This window comes from Aurantivibrio plasticivorans (genome assembly GCF_055392955.1).
Genome location: NZ_AP036020.1, coordinates 1,348,749 through 1,373,451 on the forward strand (window position 1 = coordinate 1,348,749; position 24,703 = coordinate 1,373,451).

Sequence of the window (24,703 nt, forward strand, 5' to 3'; positions counted from 1 at the left end):
CCTCAGTTGTTTTTGTGAAGCTCTTCGTTAAGCTCGAAAGCGGTTTTATTGGTTTTGCATTCCACTGCGCCTGTTTGCGAGTTGCGCCAGAATAGTAGATCGCTTTTTCCAGCCAGCTCATGGGCCTTCGCATAAGACGATACTTTACCTTCTTGGTCGAGCATTGCGACTTTTGTACCTGCCGTGACATACAAGCCGGCCTCAACAATGCAGCGGTCTCCCAGAGGAATACCAATCCCCGCATTGGCGCCAATCAAACATTCTTTGCCAACGCCGTTGACTAGCTTGCCGCCTCCAGACAGTGTGCCCATAGTCGAACTGCTACCGCCTAGGTCAGAGCCTGATCCGATCATTACGCCTGCTGAAATACGCCCCTCGATCATCCCTGGTCCTTCCGTGCCCGCGTTAAAGTTCACGAAGCCTTCGTGCATGATAGTTGTTCCTTCACCTAAGTGGGCGCCGAGACGCACGCGTGCAGTATGTGCGATGCGAACACCTCCAGGTACAACATAATTAGTCATTTTCGGGAATTTATCGACGCAAGCAACTTCCAGTACTTCGCCTTTTAAGCGAGCTTGAAGCTGGCGTTCTGGTAGCTCTGCGATATCAATGGCCCCCTGGTTTGTCCAAGCGACATTGGGCAGTGCACCAAAAATGCCGGTGAGGTCGGTCCCGTGTGGTTTAACCAACCGGTGAGAAATCAACTGTAGTTTAAGGTAGCCTTCGGGAACAGAGCTTGGTGCGCTGTCGGTTTCAAGCAAAGTGGCAACACAAGGCGCTTTGCTGTCTTGCATTTTGCCGGCGAGTTCGGCAATCGCTTTCCCTTCATCGGAACCTTGTGCGCTGCAAGCAGCTACGATTGCTTGTAGTTTTGCGTTGTCGAGGTCGATTGCTTGATTGCCACCGTTGTAGCCAATTGCGCTGCCAATGGCGGTGGTGAGAGATTCGCTAGGGTTTAGCAGTGGCTGTGCATAAAATACTTCGAGCCATTCTTGCTTGCTGTTGTGAGTGCCGATGCCGAGGCCGAAGCTATACAACTGAGACATGGTGTGATTCCTATACTATTAAATAATTGAAAGAGGCGCAGCGGCCCATTGGCTGCTGCCAAAGCGCGTGTTTATTTGAGTAGTTGTTGGTAGTCCTTCTCACTGAAGCCAACCGATATCGCTTGGCCATCAATTTCGAGAAGAGGTCTTTTAATCAAAGTTGGGTTTTCAACCAGCAAAGATGGAATAATCTTAGCGTCGAGGTTTTCCTTTTGTTTCTCGGGCAGCTGCTTCCAAGTGGTGCTGCGTTTGTTTACCAACTTACCGGCATCGATGGTTTTGAGCCAGTCTGCGACTTGGCTTTTAGATAGACCATCTTTGCGAAAATCATGGAATTCATAGTCAACTCCCTGACTCTCAAGCCACTTACGGGCCTTTTTAACTGTATCGCAGTTGGGGATGCCGAAAATCGTTGGTTTGCTCATAGTGCCTTCGTTGCTGATTGAGACCTTGGCGGTTGTTGCCAGTTCGAAAAGGGCGGTAAGGATACCAGATTCCAGGTGGGATGTTCGAACCCGAATGGCGTCTTGATTGGTGGGAGAGTGCTTTATGAAGTGCAGCGACCTACAGGTTCGGCAATAACAGCAAATCACTATTAAAATAAATGGCTATAAGGTCACATCATCAGCCATTATCGTGCTTTGGAACTTGAAAATGGCCTAGACATCAAAGTGACGCAAGGATTAGAATTAAAAAGTTAGCCTTGATGGGCGGGCGCTAAGCAGAATCACTTATTAAGTATTGACCCCTTAAGCATTAGTCTTTTAAGAAAGTCAGTTAAAGTCGTTCCACTTAACATAATGCTTCGTCTATCAACGCTATGAGACAGGCGTGATGGTGTCTCAAGGTAAGATCTCTAGGAAGTACCTTTCTTGAATGCGCAGATAATTCGTTTTGTGCAGCTTATATTCGGATGTAATTGGGGGCGCTGCAGCCGTTGCTGCGGGGGAAAGCCCTATGAAGACTAAAGGATCGGAGTCGACTTGTGTCAGCATTAGTATCAGAAAATAGTAGTATTAACGCCCAAGCTACCTATCGGGTAGTTTTTTGGGGGGAAACCGCGCGCGGCTATGATCGTGATTTGGTCGTACGTAACTTTGCGAGCCGTTTTAAAATCAACAGCCGTCGTCAACTAGAGCGTTTATTCTCCGGAAAGGTCATCACGCTCAAGCATAGTTTGCCGCTTGCCGAGGCGCACCGATATATCAAAGCCATCCAAGATGTAGGGGCGGTATGCCGAATGGAAAGCGAGATGAAAAATTATTTCGGCAATGATGAAGTAATGACTCGTCATACCGTCAGCTTTCTTGAAAACGACGTCGATATGAGTACCTTATCGCTTGCGCCAAAAAACGAAGATTAATTGTCGTTAGGCGTTCCACATAAAAAAACCGGCAAGCAGCCGGTTTTTTTATGTCTGTCCACTGCCGAAGAGCTAGGCTTTTTTGGTTTTTTTTGCACGTTTGCGGTTAGGGTAGCAAGTTCTACAAAGCTCACAGATCGTGCCATCACACCCTCTAGCCGAACAGTATTCACGGCCATAATAAATAATTTGCAGATGCAATTTGTTCCAATAGTTTTGGGGGAACAGTCGTTTTAGGTCTTTTTCTGTTTGCGCAACATTTTTACCATTGGTCAATCCCCAGCGCTGAGCAAGGCGGTGGATGTGAGTATCGACGGGAAAGCTCGGTACGTCGAACGCTTGAGCCATTACAACGCCCGCTGTTTTATGCCCGACACCCGGTAGCTTTTCCAGAGCATCCATATCATTGGGGACTTCACCGCCGTGTTCATCTATGAGTATTTGTGACAATTTTGCGATGGCTTTCGACTTTTGAGGTGACAAACCGCAAGGGCGAATAATCGCTTGAATTTTCTCCACCGGTTGTTTCGCCATATCCTTCGGGTGATCTGCAAGAGCGAACAAAGCTGGCGTCACTTGATTGACTCGCTCGTCCGTACATTGCGCTGATAGCAATACAGCAACAAGCAGTGTGTAAGGGTCTTTGTGGTCGAGTGGAATAGGTGGCTTTGGATAGAGTGTTTGCAAACGTTTCAGCACGATATCCGCGCGCTGCAGTTTCGTTGGGTTTGGTTTCAACTCAATACTGGTGGACGCCATGCTTAATTTTTTAGACCTTCAAGGAAATGGCGAATACGTTGCGCACCTTCGATACACTCCTCACGTGTCGCTACGAGCGCAATGCGTACATGGTTTTTCCCTGGGTTCCCTGTTGCGGTGTCCCGTGCGATGTAACTTCCAGGAAGAACAGTTACATTCTCCTGGCTATAGAGTTGTTGCGCGAATAGTTGATCGTCCATCGGCGTTGCAAGCCACAGATAAAAACTGGCTTGCGGCCATTTAACGTCGATAACAGGCGATAAGATATCAATGACATCGTTGAACTTTTGCTTATAGAGTTTGCGATTCTCAATAACGTGTTGCTCATCTTGCCAGGCAGTAGCGCTTGCGAGCTGGAACGGTAGGCTCATCGCGCAACCGTGATACGTTCGATAAAGAAGAAACTGGCGTAGTATATCGGCGTCACCCGCAATAAACCCTGATCGTAGGCCAGGTAAGTTGGAGCGCTTAGATAAGCTATGAAACACAACGCATCGTGAGAAGTCGCTTCGTCCCATAGACGAACATACTTCAAGCAGGCCAGTCGGAGGTGCGTCTTCATCGAAGTATAATTCTGAATAACACTCATCGCTCGCGATAATAAAGTCGTACTGGTCTGCAAGCTCAATGAGTTTTTGCATTTGTTGCTGGCCGATTACCGCACCCGAAGGGTTGCCAGGGCTGCAAAGATAGATCAGCTGACAACGTTGCCAAACAGACGCATCGACATCATCAAAATCAGGGAGGTAATTATTATCTGCCGTGCAATTGAGATAAAAAATATCAGCGCCAGATAAATAGGTGGCGCCTTCATAGATTTGATAAAACGGATTTGGCGAAACCACTAAGGCATCAGGTTTGGAACGATCAATTACTGCCTGGGCAAAGGCGAATAGCGCCTCGCGTGTTCCATTGACGGGCAATACCTGAGTTTCTGAATCGACGCTATTGGTTGGGATCTTAAAGCGCATTTCCAGCCAGCGAGAAATTGCTTGGCGCAACTCCGGAATCCCTTTCGTGGCTGGGTAAGCTGAAATTTTGTTGAGTGATTGGCGAAGTGTGTCCATCACTAAGGATGGTGGTTGGTGTTTAGGTTCCCCAATTGAAAATGCGATGTGGTTACTAGCCGAGGAGGGCTCGCTTGTTGCTGCTTTTAATGCAGCAAGTTTTTCGAAGGGGTAAGCCTGTAGTTTTGCTAAATCGGGATTCATGGTTTGCTGTCTTATACATGCTGGTCCAGTTGCTGACAAATTTCCTTTTGCAAGCGCTGGCATAAACTGGGGTCGCTAAGCGGTTGCCCATTGTTGTCGGTGATAAAAAATATGTCTTCGACACGTTCGCCTAGTGTCGAAATTTTTGCATTTTGTAATTGAATATTAAACTCGATAAAAATGCGACCAATTCTTGCCAGTAGGCCAGGGCGATCTGGGCTGATGACTTCGAGAACCGTATGGCCACTATTGATGTCGGTGTTAATACTGGTTCGAGTCGGCATAGCAAACTGTTTGAGCTGCCGCGGAGTGTGGCGGCTGATAACGCTTTTGTAATCGGCGGTAAGGCTGAGTTCTTCGCTGAGCGCTTTCTTGATGCGAGCTACGCGATCTTTATCTTCGCTGATAGGCTCACCAAATTGGTCTAGCACGTAAAAGGTATCGACCGTGTAGCCGGATTTGGTGTGGTATATGCGCGCATCTTGAATGCTCAAATTGAGTTGGTCGAGACAGGTTGCTGCAGCCGCAAATACATTGAGTTGATCTTTGGCACGAATAAAAATTTGCGTCGCGCCCTCATGCATGACCGTTGTTGTCTTATCAATCAAGATAAGTGTTGCTGCATCTGGGGCTTTCGCGATGGCTTGCATGTGCCAAACAATGTCGAGATAGGTTTCGCGTAGAAAGTAATCCTCGCCCATGTCTGCCCAGAGTTCGCGAATTTGTGTTTCCGAAAACCCCTTTCGGGTTAGCTTATGCAATGCGGCAGCTTGGGTTTCTTCAATAACCTCTTGTTGGTCAATGGTATTTTCTAAGCCGCGTCGCAAAGCGCGCTTGGTTTCTAGGTATAGCTGTCGCATTAAGCTGGCGCGCCAACTATTCCAAATGTCTGGGTTGGTCGCGTTCATATCGGCGACGGTCAAGCAATAGAGGTAATCAAGGTGTAATTGGTCGCCGATTTCCAATGCAAAATTATGAATGACATCTGGGTCCATGATGTCTTGTTTTTGTGACACAGAAGACATCAGTAGGTGCTTTTCTACTAGCCAACAAACAAGTCGGGTTTCGCGCGGTGTGAGTCCATGATCCTGGCAAAAACGAGTGGCATCTTCTGCACCTAACGTCGAGTGATCACCGCCCCGGCCCTTGGCGATATCATGATACAAACCGGCGATATAAAGTAATTCCTTTTTGGGTAGACGCTTCATGGCATGCGCCGCAACGGGAAACTCTTCCGATGCATCTGGCCGATTAAATTGACGCATATTTTTTACGACCAAAAGCGTGTGGGCATCAACCGTATAGATGTGGAACAGGTCGTGCTGCATTTGTCCGGTAACGCGTCCGAATTCTGGGAGGTAGCGTCCGAGTACGCCATAGCGTTTCATTCGCTTTAGTTGCGTAAACAAACCATGCTGACAGCCCAGAAGTGCCATAAATAGCTTACGGTTTTCTTCTTGTGCTCGAAAGTCTTCGTCTATTAGTTCTCGGCTTGCACGAATGAGGCGAATGGTGCTAGCGCGGACGCCTCGAATATCGGGGTCATTCCCCATGAGCACGAATATTTCTAACAGTGCGCTTGGTGTTTGTTCGAAGACCTCTGCATGCGTTGCTTCGATATATCCATCCAGCAATTGAAAGCGTTCATTGACCGGTGTGATGGCTGTGTTCTTGCCTTTCTGAAGAATCGCTTCATCCAAAAACTGGAGCAGCACATCGTTCAATTCGCCGAGCGTTAATACTATGCGGTAGTACCAATGCATAAATTGCTCGACAGCGAGGCGCTGTTCTGTGTCCTGATAGCCGAATAGTTTGGCCAACTCTCGTTGGTATTCGAACAGTAGTCGCTCTTCAGGTCTGCCTGCAATCATGTGAAGGCCATAACGAACCTTCCATAAAAATTCTTCTCCAGAGCGCAGAATGGCAAACTCTTCCTCGGTCAAAAAGTCGCGGCCTTCAAGTTCGTGTAGTGATTCAACACCAAAAAATCGTTTTGCAACCCAACTGATAATCTGGATATCACGCAATCCACCGGGTGCATTTTTAACATTGGGCTCTAAATTATATTCTGTGTTGTTATGTTTTTCGTGTCGCTTGATTTGTTCATCCCACTTTGCGCGGAAGAAGTCGTCGGCGGGCCACATAAATTGAGGCGCGGTTTTTTGCGCGAGTTCAGCGCGAAGGCTGTCGTCACCCAGCAATGTGCGGCATTCCATAAGATTGGTGGCGACGCTGATGTCGTTTTTCGCGATCGACAGACATTGGGACACTGTGCGGACACTTTGGCCAATTTCGAGCCCTATATCCCACAGTAGCGTGATGAAGCCTTCGATGCTTTGTTTCACCCCATCGACTTCGTCATCTCGCAATAGCAGTAAAAGGTCGATATCGGAGTGAGGGTGCAGTTCTCCTCGACCATACCCCCCCACGGCGGCGAGGCACACCGACTGTTTTGAATCTGATGGCCACTCAAATTGATGCCATGCGTAGTGCAAAATGCAATCGATAAAGAGTGCTCGCTCGCGAACGAGCTTGCGAATATCTTCACCTTCGATAAAGCGATTGTTGAATTGTAGGTCCGCTGCCGCGATCGCATCTTTAAACGTAGCGATCTTATTCCCGCTCTCGAGGCTGCTGCGGAACCGGCCTTGCTCGAAGAATACGAGTGGTTTCTCGAAATAAGGTAGGGACATACAGTGGTTGGTAACCTTTGTGGATGCTTAAGGTTTGTAGAAGGGCTCGCCCACGCGCGCAGTTAAGATCTCAACACCATCTTTAGTCACTGCCATGGTGTGTTCCCATTGGGCAGATAGTCGTCCATCACGGGTTTCAACTGTCCAGCCATCTGGTTTGAGTTTAGTTTGATGCTTTCCAGCGTTGATCATTGGCTCGATGGTGAAGGTCATCCCTTCTTTTAAAACCATCCCTTGACCAGGCTTGCCGTAATGCATTACTTGAGGGTCTTCATGGAAGACTCGACCTATACCGTGGCCGCAATAGTCACGAACCACAGAGTAGTAGTTGCCTTCGGCGTGTTGTTGGATGACATGGCCTATATCACCGAGCGTAGCTCCGGGTTTAACCGTCTCAATACCTTTATATAAGCATTCTTGGGTAATCTGAATGAGTCGCTCGGCGTGAGGTGCAACTTTGCCAACGCAAAACATTGCACTGGTATCTCCATGGAACCCGTCGTATATGACGGTAACATCAATATTGATGATATCGCCGTTCTTAAGAATTTTCTTTTCTGATGGAATCCCATGGCAGACAACCTGATTGACCGATGTGCATACCGCCTTAGGGAAGCCGCGATAGCCAATGCAGGCGGATACCGCCCCTTGCGCGAGGATCATTTCATTGCACAGTTCGTCTATCCTGGCAGTTGATACGCCGGGCTGAACATGCTCCCCAATTTGCTCTAGCACTTTGGCTGCCATTCGGCCGGCAACGCGCATTTTCTCGATATCTTCTGGGGTCTTGATTGAAACTGACATTACACCTTGGTTCGCGATTGTGATGAATTGAGGGTTGGAAATCGGCGCTATTGTAAACCAGTATGGTTCAGAAAGATGCAATTGGTGCGTTTGAGGAGAGAATTTTTTATAGAACCCCTTGATTTACAAGGGGTTTTGTGTGAAATGTCTCCTAGCGGGAGGTGTTGGTCAGATCGATTTTAGCCTTTATTGTGGGTTGGCTTTGTGGTATAAAGCGCGCGCCGAAATCAAAGTAGGCAAACTATTAACTTAATCAAAGTCACACATATACCGGCACATGTGTCTGGGTGCCTTGAAAAATGCGCTTTATAGGGCGATTTCAGGGTTGATACATGGGGTGTATGGAGGCCTAACCCGAAAGGAAAATATCATGGCATCAGTAAGCATGCGCGACATGTTGCAAGCTGGCGTTCACTTTGGGCACCAGACTCGTTACTGGAACCCAAAGATGGGCAAATTCATCTTTGGCGCTCGCAACAAAATCCACATCGTTAACCTCGAGCACACAGTCCCAGCGTTCAACGACGCTTTGGAATTCGTGCGCAAGTTAGCGTCTCAAAAGAAAAAAGTGTTGTTCGTTGGTACCAAGCGAGCGGCTCAAAAAATCACCAAAGAGCAAGCTGAGCGCGCTGGTCAGCCATTCGTGAGCCACCGCTGGTTGGGTGGTATGTTGACCAACTACAAAACGATCCGCGCTTCTGTTCGACGTTTCCGCGAACTAGAAACTCAGAGCCAAGACGGTACTTTTGACCTTCTAACTAAAAAAGAAGCGTTGATGCGTACTCGCATGATGGAAAAGCTTGAGCGTTCTATCGGTGGTATTAAAGACATTGGCGGTTTGCCAGATGCATTGTTCGTGATTGATGTTGAACACGAGCGTATCGCGATCAAAGAAGCAAACAAACTCGGCATTCCTGTTATTGGTATCGTTGATACTAACAGTGATCCTGAAGGCGTTGACTACGTAATCCCTGGTAACGACGACTCTATCCGTGCAATCAAATTGTACATGACGGCTATGGCAGACGCATGTTTAGAAGGTGCTTCTTCTCAGGCAGCTCCAGCAAAGAGTGAGTTTGTTGAGGTGGATGACGCTGGTGATGCGGCGGAAAGCAACGCAGGCTAATAGCGAAAGCTAGTCCATTTTGAAAAGGGGGCAGCGGCCCCCTTTTTTCAATTTAACCAAGATTTAAACCGAATAGTGAGGATACGATCATGGCAGCAATTTCTGCTTCGATGGTAAAAGAATTACGCGAGCGTACTGGGCTCGGAATGATGGAGTGCAAAGGCGCACTAGTAGAAGCTGATGGTGATATCGAGGTAGCAATCGACAACCTCCGTAAAGCCAGTGGTTTGAAAGCAGCTAAAAAAGCTGACCGGACAGCGGCTGACGGCGTTGTTGCTATTAAATTAGCTGACGATGCTAGCTACGGTATATTGGTTGAAGTCAACAGTGAAACTGATTTCGTTGCACGCGATGAAAACTTCCTTGGCTTTGTTAATACTGTGGTTGACAAAGCGTTCGCTGATAAGCAAGAAGACGTTGCTGCTTTGATGGCTGGCGATCTTGAAGATCAACGCGAAAAGTTGGTTCAAAAAATTGGTGAAAACATCGGCGTACGTCGCATCGCTTCACAAACTGCCGAAGGCGGTGTTGTTGGTGGTTATGTTCACTCAAACAACCGTATCGCGGTGTTGGTTCAATTGAAAGGCGGCGACGCTGATTTGGCCAAAGACATTGCTATGCACGTTGCTGCTGTGAACCCAGCGGTTGTGAACCCAAGTGATATGCCAGAAGCTGATGTTAAGCGCGAAGAAGACATCATCAAAGCGCAACCAGACATGGCGGGCAAGCCTGAAAATATCGTTGAGAAAATGATGCAAGGTCGTATCGCCAAGTACTTGAAAGAAAACAGCTTGACCGAGCAGCCTTTTGTTAAAAACCCAGATGTTAGCGTTGGTAAATTAGCAAAAGATGCAGGTGCGGAAATCGTTGCTTTCGTTCGCTACGGAGTGGGTGAAGGTATCGAGAAAGAAGAAGTTGATTTCGCCGCGGAAGTTGCTGCGCAAGTCGAAGCAAGCAAGTAATTGCTGACCCCGGCATTGTATGCCGGGTTTATGGAATGAGAATAGGCGCACGGACGCGCAATAAAACGCTTTTCAATTCTTTGGAGACCAGTCGATGCCGAACACTCGCGATAAAAAATATAAACGAATTTTGTTGAAGTTGAGTGGCGAGGAGTTAATGGGCTCCGAAGGCTTTGGTATTGACCCCAAAGTCCTCGATAAAATGGCATTAGAAATCGGCCAGCTTGTGGGTATTGGTGTCCAAGTTGGTTTGGTGATCGGTGGTGGTAATTTATTCCGCGGCGCTGCGCTTAATGCTGCAGGCCTTGATCGCGTAACTGGCGATCACATGGGCATGCTTGCGACCGTGATGAATGCTCTCGCGATGCGCGATGCGTTAGAACGTTCTAATATTTCCTCACGAGTTATGTCGGCTATTCCAATGAGTGGTGTCGTTGAGCACTACGATCGTCGTCAAGCAATTCGCTGCTTAAGTAGTGGTGAAGTTGTTATCTTTTCTGCAGGGACTGGTAACCCATTCTTTACTACAGACTCTGCTGCCTGTTTGCGTGGCATCGAAGTCGAAGCTGATATCGTTTTAAAAGCGACCAAAGTCGATGGGGTTTATTCTGCTGACCCAATGAAAGATAGTTCGGCTATAAAATATGATCGTTTAAGTTACGACGAAGTATTAGAGAAAAAGCTAGGTGTAATGGACTTAACTGCAATTTGCTTAGTGAGTGAACACAATATGCCCGTTCGTGTGTTCAAGATGGACAAAGCGGGCGCGTTATTGAATATAGTCGTGGGTGCCGATGAAGGTACTTTGATAGAAGAAGGTGCGTGCAATGATTAATGACATTAAACAAGAAGCTGAAACAAGAATGCAGAAAGCGCTAGACGCGTTAGCGACTCACTTCAATAAAATTCGTACAGGTCGCGCACACCCTAGCATTCTTGACGGCATTATGGTGTCTTACTACGGCAGTGATACCCCGTTGTCGCAAGTGGCTAACGTTAACGTTGAAGACGCACGCACCCTGAGTATTACGCCTTGGGAAAAGCAATTGGTGCCTGATATTGAAAAGGCCATCATGAAATCAGACTTGGGCTTAAACCCGGCGACTGCGGGTGAAGTGATCCGCGTGCCAATGCCTGCGTTAACAGAAGAAACCCGTAAAGGGTTTATCAAACAAGCTCGCTCCGAAGCAGAAAGTGCGCGCGTGTCTGTGCGCAACGTGCGCCGTGACGCGATTGCTCAATTGAAAGATTTACAAAAAGAAAAAGAAATCAGTGAAGACGACGAGCGTCGCGCACAGGACGAAGTGCAAAAAATCACTGACAAGTATATCGCCAAAGTGGACGAAAGCTTAAAGTTGAAAGAAGCGGACTTGATGGAAATCTAATAGCCGGATTGGCTATTTTCCATTGTTCATTATTTAAATCCGCCACTTATTATTTTCAAGGTTGGTTTAGTGTCCACAGGAAATTGTTTACGGCATATCGCGATTATCATGGACGGCAATAATCGCTGGGCCAAAAAACGTGGGTTGCTGAACATCAACGGCCACAAGGCCGGCGTCGAACGCATTCGCGACATGTTAAATACGTGTCGCGATAATGACGTTCAAGCATTAACTCTATTTGCCTTTAGCAGCGAAAACTGGAATCGCCCCAAGCGAGAAGTGGACGCGCTGATGCGTCTGTTTCACAACTACCTCACCAACGAATCCCCCCAGTTGCGCGACGAAGGTGTGCGCTTGCGTGTCATCGGTGGTCGAGACCGGTTTAGTAGCAAAGTTTTAGCGGCAATTGAAAAAGCAGAAGATATTACACGCGAGGGGACGACAGACCTCGTGATTGCTGCTGACTATGGTGGTAAATGGGACATCACAAGCGCTGCGAAAAAAATTGCAATTGAAGTGGCCGCCGGTCGCTTGTCAGCCGATGATGTTTCAGAAGAGTTGATGGACAGTTATATGTCTACCGCCGAACTGCCGCCGTTGGACTTATTGATCCGTACCGGTGGAGAAGAGCGCATCAGCAACTTCTTAATGTGGCAGGCCGCTTACGCTGAGCTGTATTTTTCTGACCAGCTTTGGCCAGATTTTACCTCGGCAGATTTAACGGCGGCGATCGCCGAATTTAACCGACGGCAGCGACGTTTTGGGCTGACTGGCGATCAAATCGCTAGCTCATCAAAAGCCTAGGTCGTTGAAAATAGATCGGCAGTAAGGACAATTTATGCTCAAGCAGCGTGTTATCACCGCAATAATTCTTGCAGCCATTTTACTGGGATCCGTGTTTGGTCTGGAGCTGCAATGGTTTACCGCCGTGATGTCGGTATTTTTTGTGGCGGCTGCTTGGGAGTGGTCGAGACTGGCCCATTGCGATAGCGTCTTTACGCGTTCACTCTACACGCTAGTGATGTCAGCGGGTATGGCGGCGATGCTGCATTGGCTAGGCTTATTAAGTGGCCGCATTGATTCAAGCAACGTTCAAATTGTTGTTTCTATTGCCGCCGTTTGGTGGGTCATTGCCGCTGTCTTGGTAAAAAACTATCCCGCATTATCCTCGCTTTGGAATAATCCCGTTCTGCAAACAGTCATTGGCATTTTGGTGATTTTCCCAACGCTAGCCGCGATGGTGTTATTGCGTTCCGAACCGAACGGCGCGTGGCTAATTGTCATAATGGTGGTGTGCGTCGCTTGCGCCGATATTGGCGCTTACTTCGTGGGTCGTAAATTTGGTAAGCGGAAATTGGCACCCGCTGTTAGCCCTGGAAAGTCGATGGAGGGCTTCTACGGTGGTTTTGCCTGTAGCGCTCTGTTTGCGCTGATCCTGATGTTTGCTTTGTCGGAATTCGGTGCGAAGCCCTTGGATTGGCGCTTGTTGCTGGTCATTGTTCCTGCGAGCTTAGCGTCTGTATTAGGCGATTTATTAGAAAGCATGCTCAAGCGTGCCCGCGGAATAAAAGACAGTGGGCGCATTCTTCCTGGTCATGGCGGTGTATTAGATCGTATGGACAGTATTAGTGCTGCAGCACCTATTTTTACGCTCGGATATTTATTGTCGGGTTGGGGTTGGTAATTCATGGCAGTTCAAACGGTAACAATTCTCGGCTCCACAGGGTCGATTGGCGAAAGCACGCTAGATGTTATCGCCCAGCATCCAGACCGTTATGCAGTATTTGCGTTGGTGGCAAACACCAGCGTCGACAAGATGTTGGCACAGTGTCTTGCCTGCCAACCGCAATTGGCAGTCATGCGTGACGAAGTATCGGCTTCTCTCCTGCGTACTAGGTTGGCGGAAGAGGGTTCGGGAATCGAAGTTTTGTCAGGTGAGGCAGGTATGAATACTGCAGTCACCGACCCTGCTGTTGATATGGTCATGGCAGCGATTGTAGGCGCTGCTGGCCTAGCGCCTACGTTGGCTGCTGTGACAGCCGGAAAGAGAATGTTACTTGCAAACAAAGAGTCCCTGGTAATGGCCGGCGCACTCTTTATGGAGGCGGTCACTCGCAGTGGCACAATACTGCTGCCGATTGATAGTGAGCACAACGCAATTTTCCAATGCCTGCCGATTGATTATCAAGATTTCGAAACGGCCGGGTTAAAGAGAATCCTGCTGACGGGCTCCGGTGGTCCGTTCTTACATACTGATCTCGTAGAGCTGCGATCAATCACTCCGGAACAGGCGTGCAAACACCCTAATTTCTCAATGGGGAGAAAGATATCTGTAGACTCTGCCACTATGATGAACAAGGGGTTAGAGTTTATCGAGGCCTGTTGGTTGTTTGATGCTGCTCCTGAAAAGATTGAGGTTGTAGTTCACCCGCAACAGGTTATCCACTCCATGGTGGAATATCTCGATGGCTCAGTATTGGCGCAATTGGGTAATCCCGATATGCGAACCCCCATTGCCCATGGGCTGGCATGGCCAGAGCGTATTGAATCGGGGGTGTCTCCTTTGGATTTTGTGCAGCAGGGCCGCTTGGACTTCTTCGCGCCGGACCTTAAGCGCTTCCCCTGTTTGAAATTAGCGATGGATGCTGTCTCGGCCGGTAAAACAGCCCAGGTTGTCCTTAATGCCGCCAACGAGATTGCAGTTGACGCCTTTTTGTCCGGCCAGCTAGGCTTTCTACAGATCGCAGAATTGATCGATAGTACCCTGCAGAAGTCGGCTCTGATTGAACCGAGCTCAATCGATGCTGTCATAGGTGCGGACCAAGAGGCGCGTAGATTAGCCTCCGAAATGCTGCCGAACTTTATTCAGCGCTAACCCAGGCTTTCTCGAGAATACTCATGGAAATGTTGCAGACTCTACTATGGTTTTTGGTGGCGATTGTCGTCCTGGTGACGTTTCACGAGTGGGGTCATTTCTATGTGGCTCGCCTTTGTGGCGTGAAAGTGCTGCGCTTTTCTGTGGGCTTCGGTAATCCTTTGTGGTCCTGGACCGATAAAAAAGGAACTGAATTTGCGGTCGCCGCAATTCCTCTCGGCGGCTACGTCAAAATGGTGGATGAGCGGGAAGGGGAGGTGAGTGCCGAAGACCTGCCTTATGCTTTCAACCGAAAAAATGTTTGGCAGCGTATCGCTGTAGTGGCAGCTGGCCCAGCGGCTAACCTTCTGTTGGCGGTCATTTTCTTTTGGATTCTATTCTTGCCGGGGCGCGCGGACTTAGCGCCCATCATTGGAGAAATTCAACCTGGTTCAATTGCCGAGCGCGCACGCCTTGAGGTGGGTCAAGAAATTGTTGCGGTAGATGGTGTTTTTACCCCAACACAGCGGGATGTGTTAAGCGAACTAATAAACCACATGGGTGAGTCGGGCCCCTTAAGTTTCTCGGTTAAGTACCCTGATTCGGACAGAATCTATACATCTGATGCGATGCTTGATGCATGGCTCAAAGACTCAATGGATCCGAACCCCATTGCTGAACTCGGCATTACCTTCGAAAAGCCCCCTGTGGTGGTCGGCCTCATTGAGGATGGCCCAGGTAAAGAAGCTGGTTTCAAAGAGGGTGATCGGGTGCTCTCTGCCGATGGCGTTAACCTAAGTGACTGGTCTGGTTGGGCTGAATACGTTAGTGCGCGGCCTGGGCAATCGATTGATGTTGTCGTCAAGCGTGCAGGTGATCTTGTCAATCTAACGGTTATGCCCGTCGAGGAAGTTGTTGAAGGCAAAACCGTTGGCCGAGTTCGCCTGGGTGGGATGTACGACCAGTCTTACGTGCGTCGTTACGAATATTCTGTTGGCGAAGCATTCGTCGCCGGAGTTGAAGAAACGATGCGCACAGTTAGCTTCGTTTTTGTTTCGGTCAAGAAGCTAATTCTTGGTGAGATCTCCCATAAAAACTTGAGCGGACCCCTCACCATTGCTAAAGTGGCGGGCTCTTCAGCCGCCAGTGGTTGGATGAGCTTTCTTGGCTTTTTGGCATTACTGAGCGTTAGCCTCGGTGTATTTAATCTGCTACCAATACCGGTATTAGATGGTGGTCATTTAATGTACTACTTGGTGGAGGCTATCAAAGGCAGCCCAGTTTCTGAGAAGGTACAGGTTATTGGGTATCAGCTGGGGCTTTTCCTGGTTGTTAGCTTAATGGTGCTTGCGATCTACAACGATGTTCTGCGCCTTTAAGGTAGACATAGCGACTGGTTGAGATAGCGAGAAAGAATAAATTGGGGTTTTTGATAATAACGGGTAGCTGAACTACCTCGCGCGTGTGTCATTCAACAGACAATATCAATTAAACGAACGCTCGAACGTTAAGACATTGAACTTTCAGTCAGGATTAAAACCGCTTCACGATCGACACGATCCGTGCAGGGGTTCCATTAGAAGTAATTTATGAAACAAGTTGGCCGTACATTTCTTTTTGCCTTGCTACTGGTAACACTGCCGGCTCTTGCGCAAGATCTACAACCTACACAACCTTTCCGTGTATCCGATATCTTGATTGACGGCCACCAGCGTGTCTCACGCGGTGTTATTTTCTCGTCCTTCCCTATTCGTGTGGGCGATGTTGTCAGTCAGAGAATGATTAAAAGCGCTGTACGCGAGTTGTTTACCACCGGCTATTTTGACGATGTGGAAATAGCACGTGAAGGGGATGTGTTAATTATTCGTGTGAAGGAGTTACCAGCCGTTAGTGAAATTGAGCTAGATGGTAACAAGGCGATTAAATCCGAAGACCTACTAAAAAGCCTATCTGAAAATGGATTGTCTGAAGGGCAGATTTTTAAGCGTGCAACACTCGAAGGGTTGGCGCAAAGCTTAGAGCGCGAATACGTCAATCAAGGCCGCTATAGCGCCTCAGTGGTGACCGAGGTTATTCCATTACCGCGCAATCAGGTAAAGGTTAAAATCGAGGTTGATGAGGGCAAAGAGGCTCGCATCAAACATATTAATATTGTTGGTAACAGAGATTTTCCCGAAGACACCCTAAAGGATTTGTTTGAAATTAAATCCACAGGCTTTTGGTCTTGGTTGTCCGGGAATGATAAATACTCACGAGAAAAGTTGACCGGTGATATTGAGCGGCTTGAGTCCTTTTACCTTGATAGGGGATATCTCGACTTCTCCATTGACTCCGCCCCGGTTTCAATTAGCCCAGATAAAGAAGCGATTTACGTCACTATTAATTTGTCGGAAGGCGAAGTCTATTCCGTTAATGAAGTAAAGCTTGCCGGCGACCCCATTTTGTCGGAAGAAGAGATTCGCAATTATATTGTCATCCAGTCGGGGCAAACCTTCTCACAGTTATTAATGACAACCAGCTCGGATTTCATTACCCAGCGCCTCGGCAACGAAGGTTACACATTCGCCGAAACTAAAGGCATTCCCCAGCCAGATACTGAAAAGAAAACGGTTGATATTACGTTCTTCGTCGATCCAGGTCAGCGAGCCTACGTTCGACGCATTAACTTCCGCGGTAACTCGCGCACTTCGGATGAAGTCTTACGACGTGAAATGCGTCAAATGGAGGGCGCGTCGGCGTCGACTGCAAAAATTGAGCAGTCGAAAGTGCGTCTAGAACGATTGGGATACTTCAGAGAGGTGAACGTCGATACGGTGGAAGTGCCCGGTTCATCGGATCAAATCGACGTGAACTTTGATGTTGAAGAGCAACCTTCTGGGTCAATTGGTTTTCAAGTGGGTTACTCCGACGGCTATGGTGCTGTCGTAGGGGCGAACATTAGCAACTCGAACTGGATGGGGACCGGGAAGTCTGTTGGGTTCAGCATTAACCACAACCGTTATCAGTCGTCAGTGAATTTTAATTACACCGATCCTTATTTTACGGTTGATGGTGTGAGTCGGGGGTTTGGTGTCTACTACTCCGAATCCGATTACGAAGAGTACAACATCTCGGCGTTTAATATTGACCGCTTAGGTGCAAACCTTACATTCGGCTATCCGCTTTCCGAAATCTCCAGTATTTCCATGGGCTTCAATGTTGAAAATTTGGTCATCGATCCTGGTCAATTCTCAAATCAGGAAGTTAAGGGGAGTCCCGAGTTATTTCCGTTGATTGAGCAGTACTACGTTCGACAGAGTGATTTGAATTCGGGTGGGGGCTTGGCCGCATTCCCATTCGCAAGTACCGATCCTATGGTCTTACCCATACCACAGGGCTTTATCGATAAGAACGGCGACGAATTCGACACATTCAGTGTAAATCTCGCGTGGTTGCAGAGCGCCTTGAACCGCGGTGTCTTGGCGACGCGAGGTTATCGCCAACAGTTGTCGTTCCAGCTCGCTTTACCGGGTGGTGACCTTGAATACTATAAGTTGCGCTATGAGGGCCAATACTTTCGTCCTTTAACTAAGAACTTAACGCTACGACTGCGTACTGAGCTTGGTTATGCCGGGGCCTATGGCGACACCACTGATGTCCCATTTTTTGAGCACTTTTATGCGGGCGGTTTCGACTCTGTGCGCGGCTTTGAGCGCAATTCACTAGGCCCCAAAGGCGTGCCTTCTGTGACTTACGATCTGGTTCAAGGCGCTGATATTAATGGTGATGGCATCGCCGATGTGAACTATGTATTGTGTGATCAGACCGGTGGAACCTGCTTTAACCAGAATGATAAGCTTAGCGCGCAAGTCACAGGCCGCTTTGATCGCTCGATTGGAGGCAACCTGCTGATCGAAGCCGGTGCCGAAGTTATTTTCCCTCTGCCCTTTATCAAGGATCAGCGCAGTGTACAATCGGCATTCTTTATTGATGTCGGCAATGTGTTTGATACTGAGTGTGGTGAAAACCAGCTCAACTGTTTCGAGAGTATCTCGTGGGATAACATGAGTGCCTCCTATGGGGTTGGGCTAACCTGGATATCCGGGTTTGGGCCATTGCGTTTCAGCGTAGCGCGACCTATTCAGGAGCAGCTATATGATGAAACTGAGTTCTTCCAGTTCACTTTGGGCACATCGTTCTAAGTGAGCCGAATAAACCAAATTAAACTGATAACAAATAAACTGGAGTTGATTGTCGTGAAAAAGTTACTTATCGGATTGGTCGCAGCGAGCTGCTGTATGGTTAGCGCTCTGAGCTTTGCAGAAGGTCGCATCGCCGTACTAGACGCTCAAGGTGCAATTATGCGTACTGAGTTTGCTCTCAATAAATTCAAAGAGCTAAACGAATCAGCAGAAATTGTCGAGATGCGAGCTAAGTTAGAGCGTGTACAAAGCGAACTGAAAAAAATTGCAGAGGAAGCCGAAAAAGACGGCCTGACTTGGGACGATGCTAAAAAAGCAGAGATGGCTAAGCGTCAAGAAACTCAACTTGCAGAGCGTAAGCACTTGGCTGAGCGCTTCCAGGCTGAGCAAGTCGCTGTGCAACAAACCATCATGCGTGAATTGGGTGAGAAGCCAAATACTGCCCTAAAAGAGTTGATCAAATTAGAAGGTATTGGTCTTGTGTTGAGCCCGCAAGCTGTTATTCATGCGGACACATCATTTGATATCACCGCAAAATTGACTGAACGTCTTAACAAAATGTAATTATGCTAGGGCTGGGTTTTCCCAGCCCACGTACACCTGGCGGTGTTTACAGCATGAATAATCGAACCTTTACCCTAACCGAACTGGCCGAATATAGCGGCGCAAAGCTTATCGGTGATGGGACCCTCCATATCTCTGGCATCTCTACGCTGCAAGAGGCGACCTCGAGCCAGCTTAGCTTTTTAGCCAACCCTCAATATCGCAAGTACCTTAGTTCTACGCAGGCTGGTGCTGTCATTCTTGATCCGCGCGAAGTGCAACACTTCTCAGGTAACTGTTTATCAGTGCCTAATCCTTATGCGGCCTATGCCAAGCTAACGGCTTTATTTGCAGGCGTTGTCGAAACAGAAGCGAAACTAGGGGCATCATGTGTTCACCCTAGTGCGGTTGTCGCCGATTCAGCAGAGATCGGGCAGGGCGTCGTGATTGGCGCAAACGCGGTCATTGAGTCGGGCGCGCAGCTTGGTGATGGCGTTAGTATTGGCGCTGGCTGTTTTGTCGGTGAGGGTACGAAGATAGGAGATAGTAGTCACCTCTACGCCAATGTGACGGTTTATGGTGGCATCAATATTGGTCGGCGGTGTGTTTTCCACTCAGGCGTCGTGATTGGCGCTGACGGCTTTGGTTTTGCCCCAACTGACAGTGGCTGGGTGAAAATTCATCACCTGGCTGGTGTGATGATTGGTGATGACGTTGAGCTGGGGGCAAATACCTGCGTCGATAGAGGTGCACTGTCTGATACGGTCATCGAGCATGGAGTCAAAACTGACAACATGGTGCAGATAGCGCATGGGGTTAAAATTGGCGCGCAGACCGTAATTGCCGGGTGCACGGCTATTGCTGGCAGTGCTGAAATTGGCGAGCGTTGCATGATTGCCGGTGGCGTCGGCATTGTCGGCCATATCACCATTGCCAATGGTGTGACTGTAACGGCGATGAGTTTAGTGACCAAATCAATTAAGTCTGCAGGTAGTTACTCATCAGGTACGCCTCTAACGGAGTCTCAGCAGTGGCGTCGTAGCGCGGTTCGATTTGGCCAATTAGATGAGATCTATCAACGGCTTAGGGCGTTAGAAAGTAAAAAGTGAGCCTGTGCAATCCACAATTTGTGTGGGACAATACCGGCCGCTAACATGCCAGCACCGCTGCAGCTAAAGCTTGGCAAGATCACAGCTTGCCCCATATACACTTTTTAATATCGTTGCCTATTAGTTCAAAGTAAAGAGATTACTATGTCAGACTCGCAAATGGATGTTACGGAAATTCGCAAGTATCTTCCTCATCGTTACCCCTTCTTACTCGTCGACCGAGTGGTTAGCCTTGTTAAAGGTGAGTCGATTGTTTGTTATAAAAATATCTCTGTGAACGAAGAGGTATTTAACGGCCATTTCCCTCAGGCACCTATCTTTCCGGGAGTGTTAATTGTTGAAGCAATGGCTCAGGCGTCTGGTATTTTGGGTTTTAAAACGTTGGACAAAACTCCAGAAGATGGCTCGGTGTATGTATTAGCGGGTGCCGATGATGTTCGTTTTAAGCGACAAGTGGTGCCGGGCGATCAATTAATGTTGGAAGCTAAAGTCGTATCGGAAAAGCGTGGCATCTGGAAGTTTGAATGTACAGCCTCTGTCGACGGCCAGTTAGCGGCTAAAGGGACTATCCTGTGTGCCGATCGCAAGGTCACAAAATAATTATTTTCAGCGATTAGCGCAGTGTAAAAAATCACACGGCAAAATCCGCTGAATGACTACTGCGTTATTTATTTAATAAAAGATAGCCACGACGTGTAGAGAGAAACATTTTGATTCACCCAACCGCTATCATAGATCCAAAGGCCAAACTTGCAGATGATGTCGAAGTTGGCCCTTGGACAACTATAGGACCCAATGTTGAGATTGGCTCCGGCACGCGCATCGAATCCCATGTCATTATCAAAGGCCCTACACACATTGGTAGCGGCAATCACATCTTTCAATTTTCCAGTATCGGCGAAGACCCCGCAGACAAAAAATACCAAGGTGAAGACACCCGCTTAGTCATTGGTGACAACAACATTATTCGTGAAGGTGTAACGTTGCATCGTGGTACTGTGCAAGATCGCTCGGAAACGACCATCGGTAACGATAACCTGATTATGGCCTATGTCCACATTGGTCACGACAGTGTGGTGGGTAATCACTGTGTCTTGGTTAATAATACGGCGCTGGCGGGTCATATCATTGTGAGTGATTGGGCGGTGTTAAGTGGCTATACCTTGGTCCACCAGTTTTGCAAAATCGGTGCTCACAGTTTTACCGGAATGGGTACCGCAGTCGGGAAAGATATTCCTGCTTATGTTGTTGTTACTGGCAATCCTGCTGAAGCAAAAAGCATTAACAGTGAAGGCCTACGTCGACGCGGCTTTAGCAAAGAGTCCATTACTGCCATTAATAAAGCCTATAAAATATTGTACCGCCGAGGGTTAACCCTCGAAGAAGCAATCCTTCAGCTACAAGACATGGCAACAGACGTCCCAGAAATTAACGCACTGATTGATTCATTGCGCAGTTCAACGCGCGGCATTGTTCGCTAGTTGCTTATGTCTTCTCCCGTTCGCATTGGCCTGGTAGTGGGTGAACTCTCCGGAGACAACCTTGGTGTGGGTCTAATGCGGGCGATCAAGCAGCTCGTTCCTGATGTTCAGTTTGAAGGTATTGGTGGCCCGCAAATGGTGGCGGAAGGCATGCTAAGTCTCGCTGACCAAGAACGCTTAGCGGTGATGGGCTATGTCGAGCCGCTAAAGCGCTTGCCTGAGTTGTTAGGTATCCGTAAAAAAGTAAGAGATCATTTTCTTGATAACCCACCGGCTGCATTTATCGGTATTGATTCACCCGGATTTAACTTAGGCTTAGAGAAAAACCTTCGTAAAGCGGGAATCAAAACCGTGCATTATGTTAGCCCGCAGGTCTGGGCATGGCGGCAGGGGCGAGTAAAAAAAATTGCTCGATGCGTGGATTTGATGTTGACGCTCTTTCCTTTCGAAGCCGAATTTTATCGCGAGCACGACGTCCCCGTGAGCTTTGTGGGGCACACACTTGCAGACACGATGGATTTGGATCCAGACACGCTAGCGGCCCGTGACCGACTTGGGTTGGCACAAGTGACATCCGCGCAAAAGGTGGTTGCTCTCCTACCCGGTAGCCGAGGTAGTGAAGTAAAATTATTAGCGGCAGACTTTCTTTCCGCTGCGGAGCAAATCGCGGTGACACTACCTGACGTACATTTTATTATTCCCGCTGCTACGACGGCGCGCTACCAGCAAATAGAGCAAGCTCTAGAAAGCTATCCAGAGTTACCTGTCACTCTCCTACAAGGGCAGTCTCACGATGTCATGTGCGCTGCAGATGTTGTCGTGATGGCATCGGGTACAACGACGCTTGAAGCTATGTTGCTTAAAAAACCTATGGTTGTTGCTTATCGGTTTCCGGTATTGAGCTACGCCATTCTCTCTCGCCTGCTCAAAATACCTTATATATCGTTGCCCAATATACTCGCTGGTAAAGAATTGGTGCCCGAGCTATTGCAGGATGCTGTGACAGCAGATGGGTTAGCGAAGGAAGTACTGGCTTACTTTACGGACAGCGCTCGAGTAGCGGCATTGCAAGGTGAATTCCTAACCATGCATAAAACCTTAAAACAAAACGCTGATGAAAAGGCCGCGGCAGCTATCATAGGTTTGATTAATGCCAGTCATTGAGTTGGAGCCTTTCGTAAGTTGTTATACCGGTGAACTGGTTGCCGGAGTAGATGAAGTCGGTCGAGGGCCTCTCGCCGGTGATGTCGTCGCCGCCGCCGTGATTCTCGACCCGCGAAAGCCGATAGACGAGCTAAACGACTCGAAAAAGCTATCTGAAAAAAAGCGTGAAAAGCTTTTCCCTATTATTCAAGAATACGCATTGAGTTTCTGTGTTGCTCGAGCCTCAGTCGAAGAAATTGATGAGCTAAATATTTTACATGCCAGTTTGTTGGCTATGCAGAGAGCCGTAGAAGGTTTACGTGTGCAGCCGGCGCATGTATTAGTTGATGGTAATAAGCTTCCAAAATGGAATTATTCCGCAGAAGCTGTCGTTAAAGGGGATAGCCGAGTTCCCGCGATAAGTGCGGCGTCTATTCTTGCTAAAGTCGTTCGGGATCGAGAAATGGTTGCTCTAGATGCGCTTCACCCCAACTATGGCTTTGCCCAACATAAGGGGTACCCATCAAAACAGCATCTAGAGGCGCTCAATAACTATGGTGTATTGCCGATGCACCGTAAAAGCTACGCTCCCGTTAGAAAAATACTTGATCGTGATGTGAACGACAAAACCTAAACTGCGATTACTGTCCCTGGTTCCTTCTGGCTTCAATTCCTAAAAAGCACAAACTTATTTGATGAGGTGACTGCGAGGTCGCAAATAGGTGTCGCCTAATTTATGCTTTGGTCACAAAAACGCTAGTGCAACCAATAATGAGCCTTGCATATAGCTGCCATTGTTTTGTATTGTGCCAGCGCTTTCATAACGATGAAGCACAAAAAAATATAATAAGATTGTTTTAAAGGCTGGTTAAATAATGAGTGCTATCACCTATGCTGCGGCTGAAGGAGACACAGCTGCGCCTAAGATGGTGAAAGGGAATTCGCTGCTACTACTTTATTCAATTATTCCGGTTTTATTGTTTGTCGTACTGTTTGACTATGTGATTTTCGATAATCAGTTACGCGACCTGTGGTTGCCGACCACTCCAACCGATCTATTAATATGGGCGGTCATTTTCAACTTTCCTCATATTGTTTCCAGTGTTGTGACATTGGCGGATCAAGAGTATTTAAACTTCTACGGGAAAAAACTCGTTAAAGGGCTTCTCGTTATTGTTGGTGGTGTAGTGTTGGTGAATGTCGCTGCACCCATGCTGTTGTCGCCACGGCAATCTGACCTCATGTTCCAAGGTTTCTTCATTTTTTATACCGTATACACCATGTACCATGTATTGTCACAACAGTACGGTATCGGTTGGATGATGATGAGGGCAGCACGAGACCGAATCTTTCAGTCATTCCGTTGGCTATCCGTGTTATCTGCGTCGCTTATGTACATTATGATTTTTGGAGAGAGAGTCCTCTCCGAAGTGAGTGGTTTTGGCTACAGCGGTTATGGTCTAGCATTAATCGCCGTATCTGTATTAACGGCCCTAACGGTAGCCGCTGGGCTATGGTTGCTAAGCCGTTCCCAGACGAAGTTAGGCACGATGTACCTCGCAAGCAACGTTGCAATGTTTGTTGCAACCTATGCCTTTTTAGTGCTCGACTATCCGATGTTTGTCATCATGGTCCCCAGGTTTGTTCACGATGTCACCGCATTTATGATCTACAGTGTGCATGACGATAATCGCAACCGAGATGAGTACCGCAATAGTATTTATCGCTTTCTCAAGTTTCTGCCCATTGCGCCGATGTTTTTATGTTTTCCGTTAGCGATTGTATTGGCAAACGGGGTGGAGTGTGGAGTCTATATGCTGGATGCAGCACTTGGATTTTCAGCGCCCTTTAATTCGGAGTGTTTTATTCGAGAATTTTATGCGCCGCCTGCAACCAACGGTTTGCCGTACAATATGAAAATATGGATGCAAGTTATGTTTATTGTCGGCTTGTTTCATTACTACATTGAAAGCTTTGTATGGCGTAGGGACTCCATTCATCGGCATTCGGCAGGATTTCAGTTGTAGACTTATTGACATATTG

The 24,703-nt window shown here is 47.9% G+C and carries 23 protein-coding genes; 17 read left to right on the forward strand and 6 right to left on the reverse strand.

What is annotated here, in order from left to right:
• Positions 1 to 2 precede the first annotated feature (2 nt).
• Together dapD and ACZ5NB_RS06030 are read right to left on the reverse strand one after the other, a co-directional pair.
• Positions 3 to 1,046 carry a 2,3,4,5-tetrahydropyridine-2,6-dicarboxylate N-succinyltransferase gene (gene dapD, locus ACZ5NB_RS06025; RefSeq protein ID WP_460236426.1) on the reverse strand — a complete coding sequence of 348 codons (1,044 nt, stop codon included), beginning with the start codon at positions 1,044 to 1,046 and terminating at the stop codon, positions 3 to 5.
• A gap of 71 nt (positions 1,047 to 1,117) precedes the next feature.
• Positions 1,118 to 1,471, reverse strand: a complete 354-nt coding sequence (locus ACZ5NB_RS06030) for an ArsC family reductase (RefSeq protein WP_464107880.1) — start codon at positions 1,469 to 1,471, stop codon at positions 1,118 to 1,120.
• A 560-nt stretch (positions 1,472 to 2,031) separates the two neighbouring features.
• Between ACZ5NB_RS06030 and ACZ5NB_RS06035 the strand changes: the two genes are divergently transcribed.
• The gene (locus tag ACZ5NB_RS06035; protein ID WP_460232130.1) at positions 2,032 to 2,409 is read left to right on the forward strand and encodes a hypothetical protein; all 378 of its coding nucleotides are present in this window, start codon (positions 2,032 to 2,034) and stop codon (positions 2,407 to 2,409) included.
• A gap of 72 nt (positions 2,410 to 2,481) precedes the next feature.
• On the opposite strand, the gene nth is transcribed toward ACZ5NB_RS06035, so the two are convergent.
• From nth to map, 4 genes are read right to left on the reverse strand one after another with little or no spacing between them, the layout of a single operon-like run.
• Positions 2,482 to 3,168 carry an endonuclease III gene (gene nth, locus ACZ5NB_RS06040; protein WP_460232131.1) on the reverse strand — a complete coding sequence of 229 codons (687 nt, stop codon included), beginning with the start codon at positions 3,166 to 3,168 and terminating at the stop codon, positions 2,482 to 2,484.
• Between the two features lie 2 nt (positions 3,169 to 3,170).
• A complete protein-coding gene (dapC, locus tag ACZ5NB_RS06045) occupies positions 3,171 to 4,379 on the reverse strand; it encodes a succinyldiaminopimelate transaminase (RefSeq protein WP_464107881.1) in 1,209 nt (402 codons plus the stop codon).
• Positions 4,380 to 4,390: 11 nt separating this feature from the next.
• Positions 4,391 to 7,072: a [protein-PII] uridylyltransferase gene (locus ACZ5NB_RS06050; RefSeq protein ID WP_460236430.1), complete on the reverse strand. Its 2,682-nt coding sequence runs from the start codon at positions 7,070 to 7,072 to the stop codon at positions 4,391 to 4,393.
• Positions 7,073 to 7,099: 27 nt separating this feature from the next.
• Complete coding sequence (gene map, locus ACZ5NB_RS06055; RefSeq protein WP_460232134.1) at positions 7,100 to 7,876, reverse strand: type I methionyl aminopeptidase; 777 nt, start codon at positions 7,874 to 7,876, stop codon at positions 7,100 to 7,102.
• Positions 7,877 to 8,246: 370 nt separating this feature from the next.
• Here map and rpsB point away from each other — a divergent pair, with 370 nt between their 5' ends.
• The 16 genes from rpsB to ACZ5NB_RS06135 all read left to right on the forward strand — a co-directional run bounded on the left by rpsB (position 8,247) and on the right by ACZ5NB_RS06135 (position 24,687).
• Complete coding sequence (gene rpsB, locus ACZ5NB_RS06060) at positions 8,247 to 9,002, forward strand: 30S ribosomal protein S2 (RefSeq protein ID WP_460232135.1); 756 nt, start codon at positions 8,247 to 8,249, stop codon at positions 9,000 to 9,002.
• Positions 9,003 to 9,091: 89 nt separating this feature from the next.
• Complete coding sequence (tsf, locus tag ACZ5NB_RS06065) at positions 9,092 to 9,964, forward strand: translation elongation factor Ts (protein ID WP_460236431.1); 873 nt, start codon at positions 9,092 to 9,094, stop codon at positions 9,962 to 9,964.
• A 94-nt stretch (positions 9,965 to 10,058) separates the two neighbouring features.
• Positions 10,059 to 10,799: a UMP kinase gene (pyrH, locus tag ACZ5NB_RS06070; RefSeq protein WP_460232137.1), complete on the forward strand. Its 741-nt coding sequence runs from the start codon at positions 10,059 to 10,061 to the stop codon at positions 10,797 to 10,799.
• The gene (frr, locus tag ACZ5NB_RS06075) at positions 10,792 to 11,349 is read left to right on the forward strand and encodes a ribosome recycling factor (RefSeq protein ID WP_460236432.1); all 558 of its coding nucleotides are present in this window, start codon (positions 10,792 to 10,794) and stop codon (positions 11,347 to 11,349) included. Before pyrH ends, frr begins: the two co-directional genes overlap by 8 nt.
• 69 nt (positions 11,350 to 11,418) lie before the next feature.
• On the forward strand, positions 11,419 to 12,153 hold the full coding sequence (gene uppS, locus ACZ5NB_RS06080) for a polyprenyl diphosphate synthase (RefSeq protein ID WP_460236433.1): 735 nt from the start codon (positions 11,419 to 11,421) through the stop codon (positions 12,151 to 12,153).
• Between the two features lie 34 nt (positions 12,154 to 12,187).
• Entirely contained in the window at positions 12,188 to 13,033 is an 846-nt protein-coding gene (locus tag ACZ5NB_RS06085) for a phosphatidate cytidylyltransferase (RefSeq protein ID WP_460236434.1), read from the forward strand.
• A gap of 3 nt (positions 13,034 to 13,036) precedes the next feature.
• The gene (gene ispC / locus ACZ5NB_RS06090) at positions 13,037 to 14,224 is read left to right on the forward strand and encodes a 1-deoxy-D-xylulose-5-phosphate reductoisomerase (protein ID WP_460236435.1); all 1,188 of its coding nucleotides are present in this window, start codon (positions 13,037 to 13,039) and stop codon (positions 14,222 to 14,224) included.
• Positions 14,225 to 14,247: 23 nt separating this feature from the next.
• Entirely contained in the window at positions 14,248 to 15,582 is a 1,335-nt protein-coding gene (gene rseP, locus ACZ5NB_RS06095; protein ID WP_460236436.1) for an RIP metalloprotease RseP, read from the forward strand.
• Positions 15,583 to 15,792: 210 nt separating this feature from the next.
• A complete protein-coding gene (gene bamA, locus ACZ5NB_RS06100) occupies positions 15,793 to 18,384 on the forward strand; it encodes an outer membrane protein assembly factor BamA (RefSeq protein WP_460236437.1) in 2,592 nt (863 codons plus the stop codon).
• A gap of 54 nt (positions 18,385 to 18,438) precedes the next feature.
• Entirely contained in the window at positions 18,439 to 18,948 is a 510-nt protein-coding gene (locus ACZ5NB_RS06105; protein ID WP_460232144.1) for an OmpH/Skp family outer membrane protein, read from the forward strand.
• A gap of 53 nt (positions 18,949 to 19,001) precedes the next feature.
• Positions 19,002 to 20,036 (forward strand): UDP-3-O-(3-hydroxymyristoyl)glucosamine N-acyltransferase, encoded by a 1,035-nt coding sequence (lpxD, locus tag ACZ5NB_RS06110; protein WP_460236438.1) that lies wholly within the window; start codon positions 19,002 to 19,004, stop codon positions 20,034 to 20,036.
• A 144-nt stretch (positions 20,037 to 20,180) separates the two neighbouring features.
• On the forward strand, positions 20,181 to 20,636 hold the full coding sequence (gene fabZ / locus ACZ5NB_RS06115; protein ID WP_460232146.1) for a 3-hydroxyacyl-ACP dehydratase FabZ: 456 nt from the start codon (positions 20,181 to 20,183) through the stop codon (positions 20,634 to 20,636).
• A 110-nt stretch (positions 20,637 to 20,746) separates the two neighbouring features.
• Positions 20,747 to 21,517: an acyl-ACP--UDP-N-acetylglucosamine O-acyltransferase gene (gene lpxA, locus ACZ5NB_RS06120; RefSeq protein WP_460236439.1), complete on the forward strand. Its 771-nt coding sequence runs from the start codon at positions 20,747 to 20,749 to the stop codon at positions 21,515 to 21,517.
• A 6-nt stretch (positions 21,518 to 21,523) separates the two neighbouring features.
• Entirely contained in the window at positions 21,524 to 22,681 is a 1,158-nt protein-coding gene (lpxB, locus tag ACZ5NB_RS06125) for a lipid-A-disaccharide synthase (protein ID WP_464107882.1), read from the forward strand.
• Positions 22,668 to 23,294, forward strand: coding sequence for a ribonuclease HII (gene rnhB / locus ACZ5NB_RS06130; protein WP_460236441.1), 627 nt, complete (start codon positions 22,668 to 22,670; stop codon positions 23,292 to 23,294). Before lpxB ends, rnhB begins: the two co-directional genes overlap by 14 nt.
• Before the next feature lie 241 nt (positions 23,295 to 23,535).
• Positions 23,536 to 24,687 carry a hypothetical protein gene (locus tag ACZ5NB_RS06135; RefSeq protein ID WP_464107883.1) on the forward strand — a complete coding sequence of 384 codons (1,152 nt, stop codon included), beginning with the start codon at positions 23,536 to 23,538 and terminating at the stop codon, positions 24,685 to 24,687.
• The last annotated feature ends 16 nt before the right edge of the window (positions 24,688 to 24,703 follow it).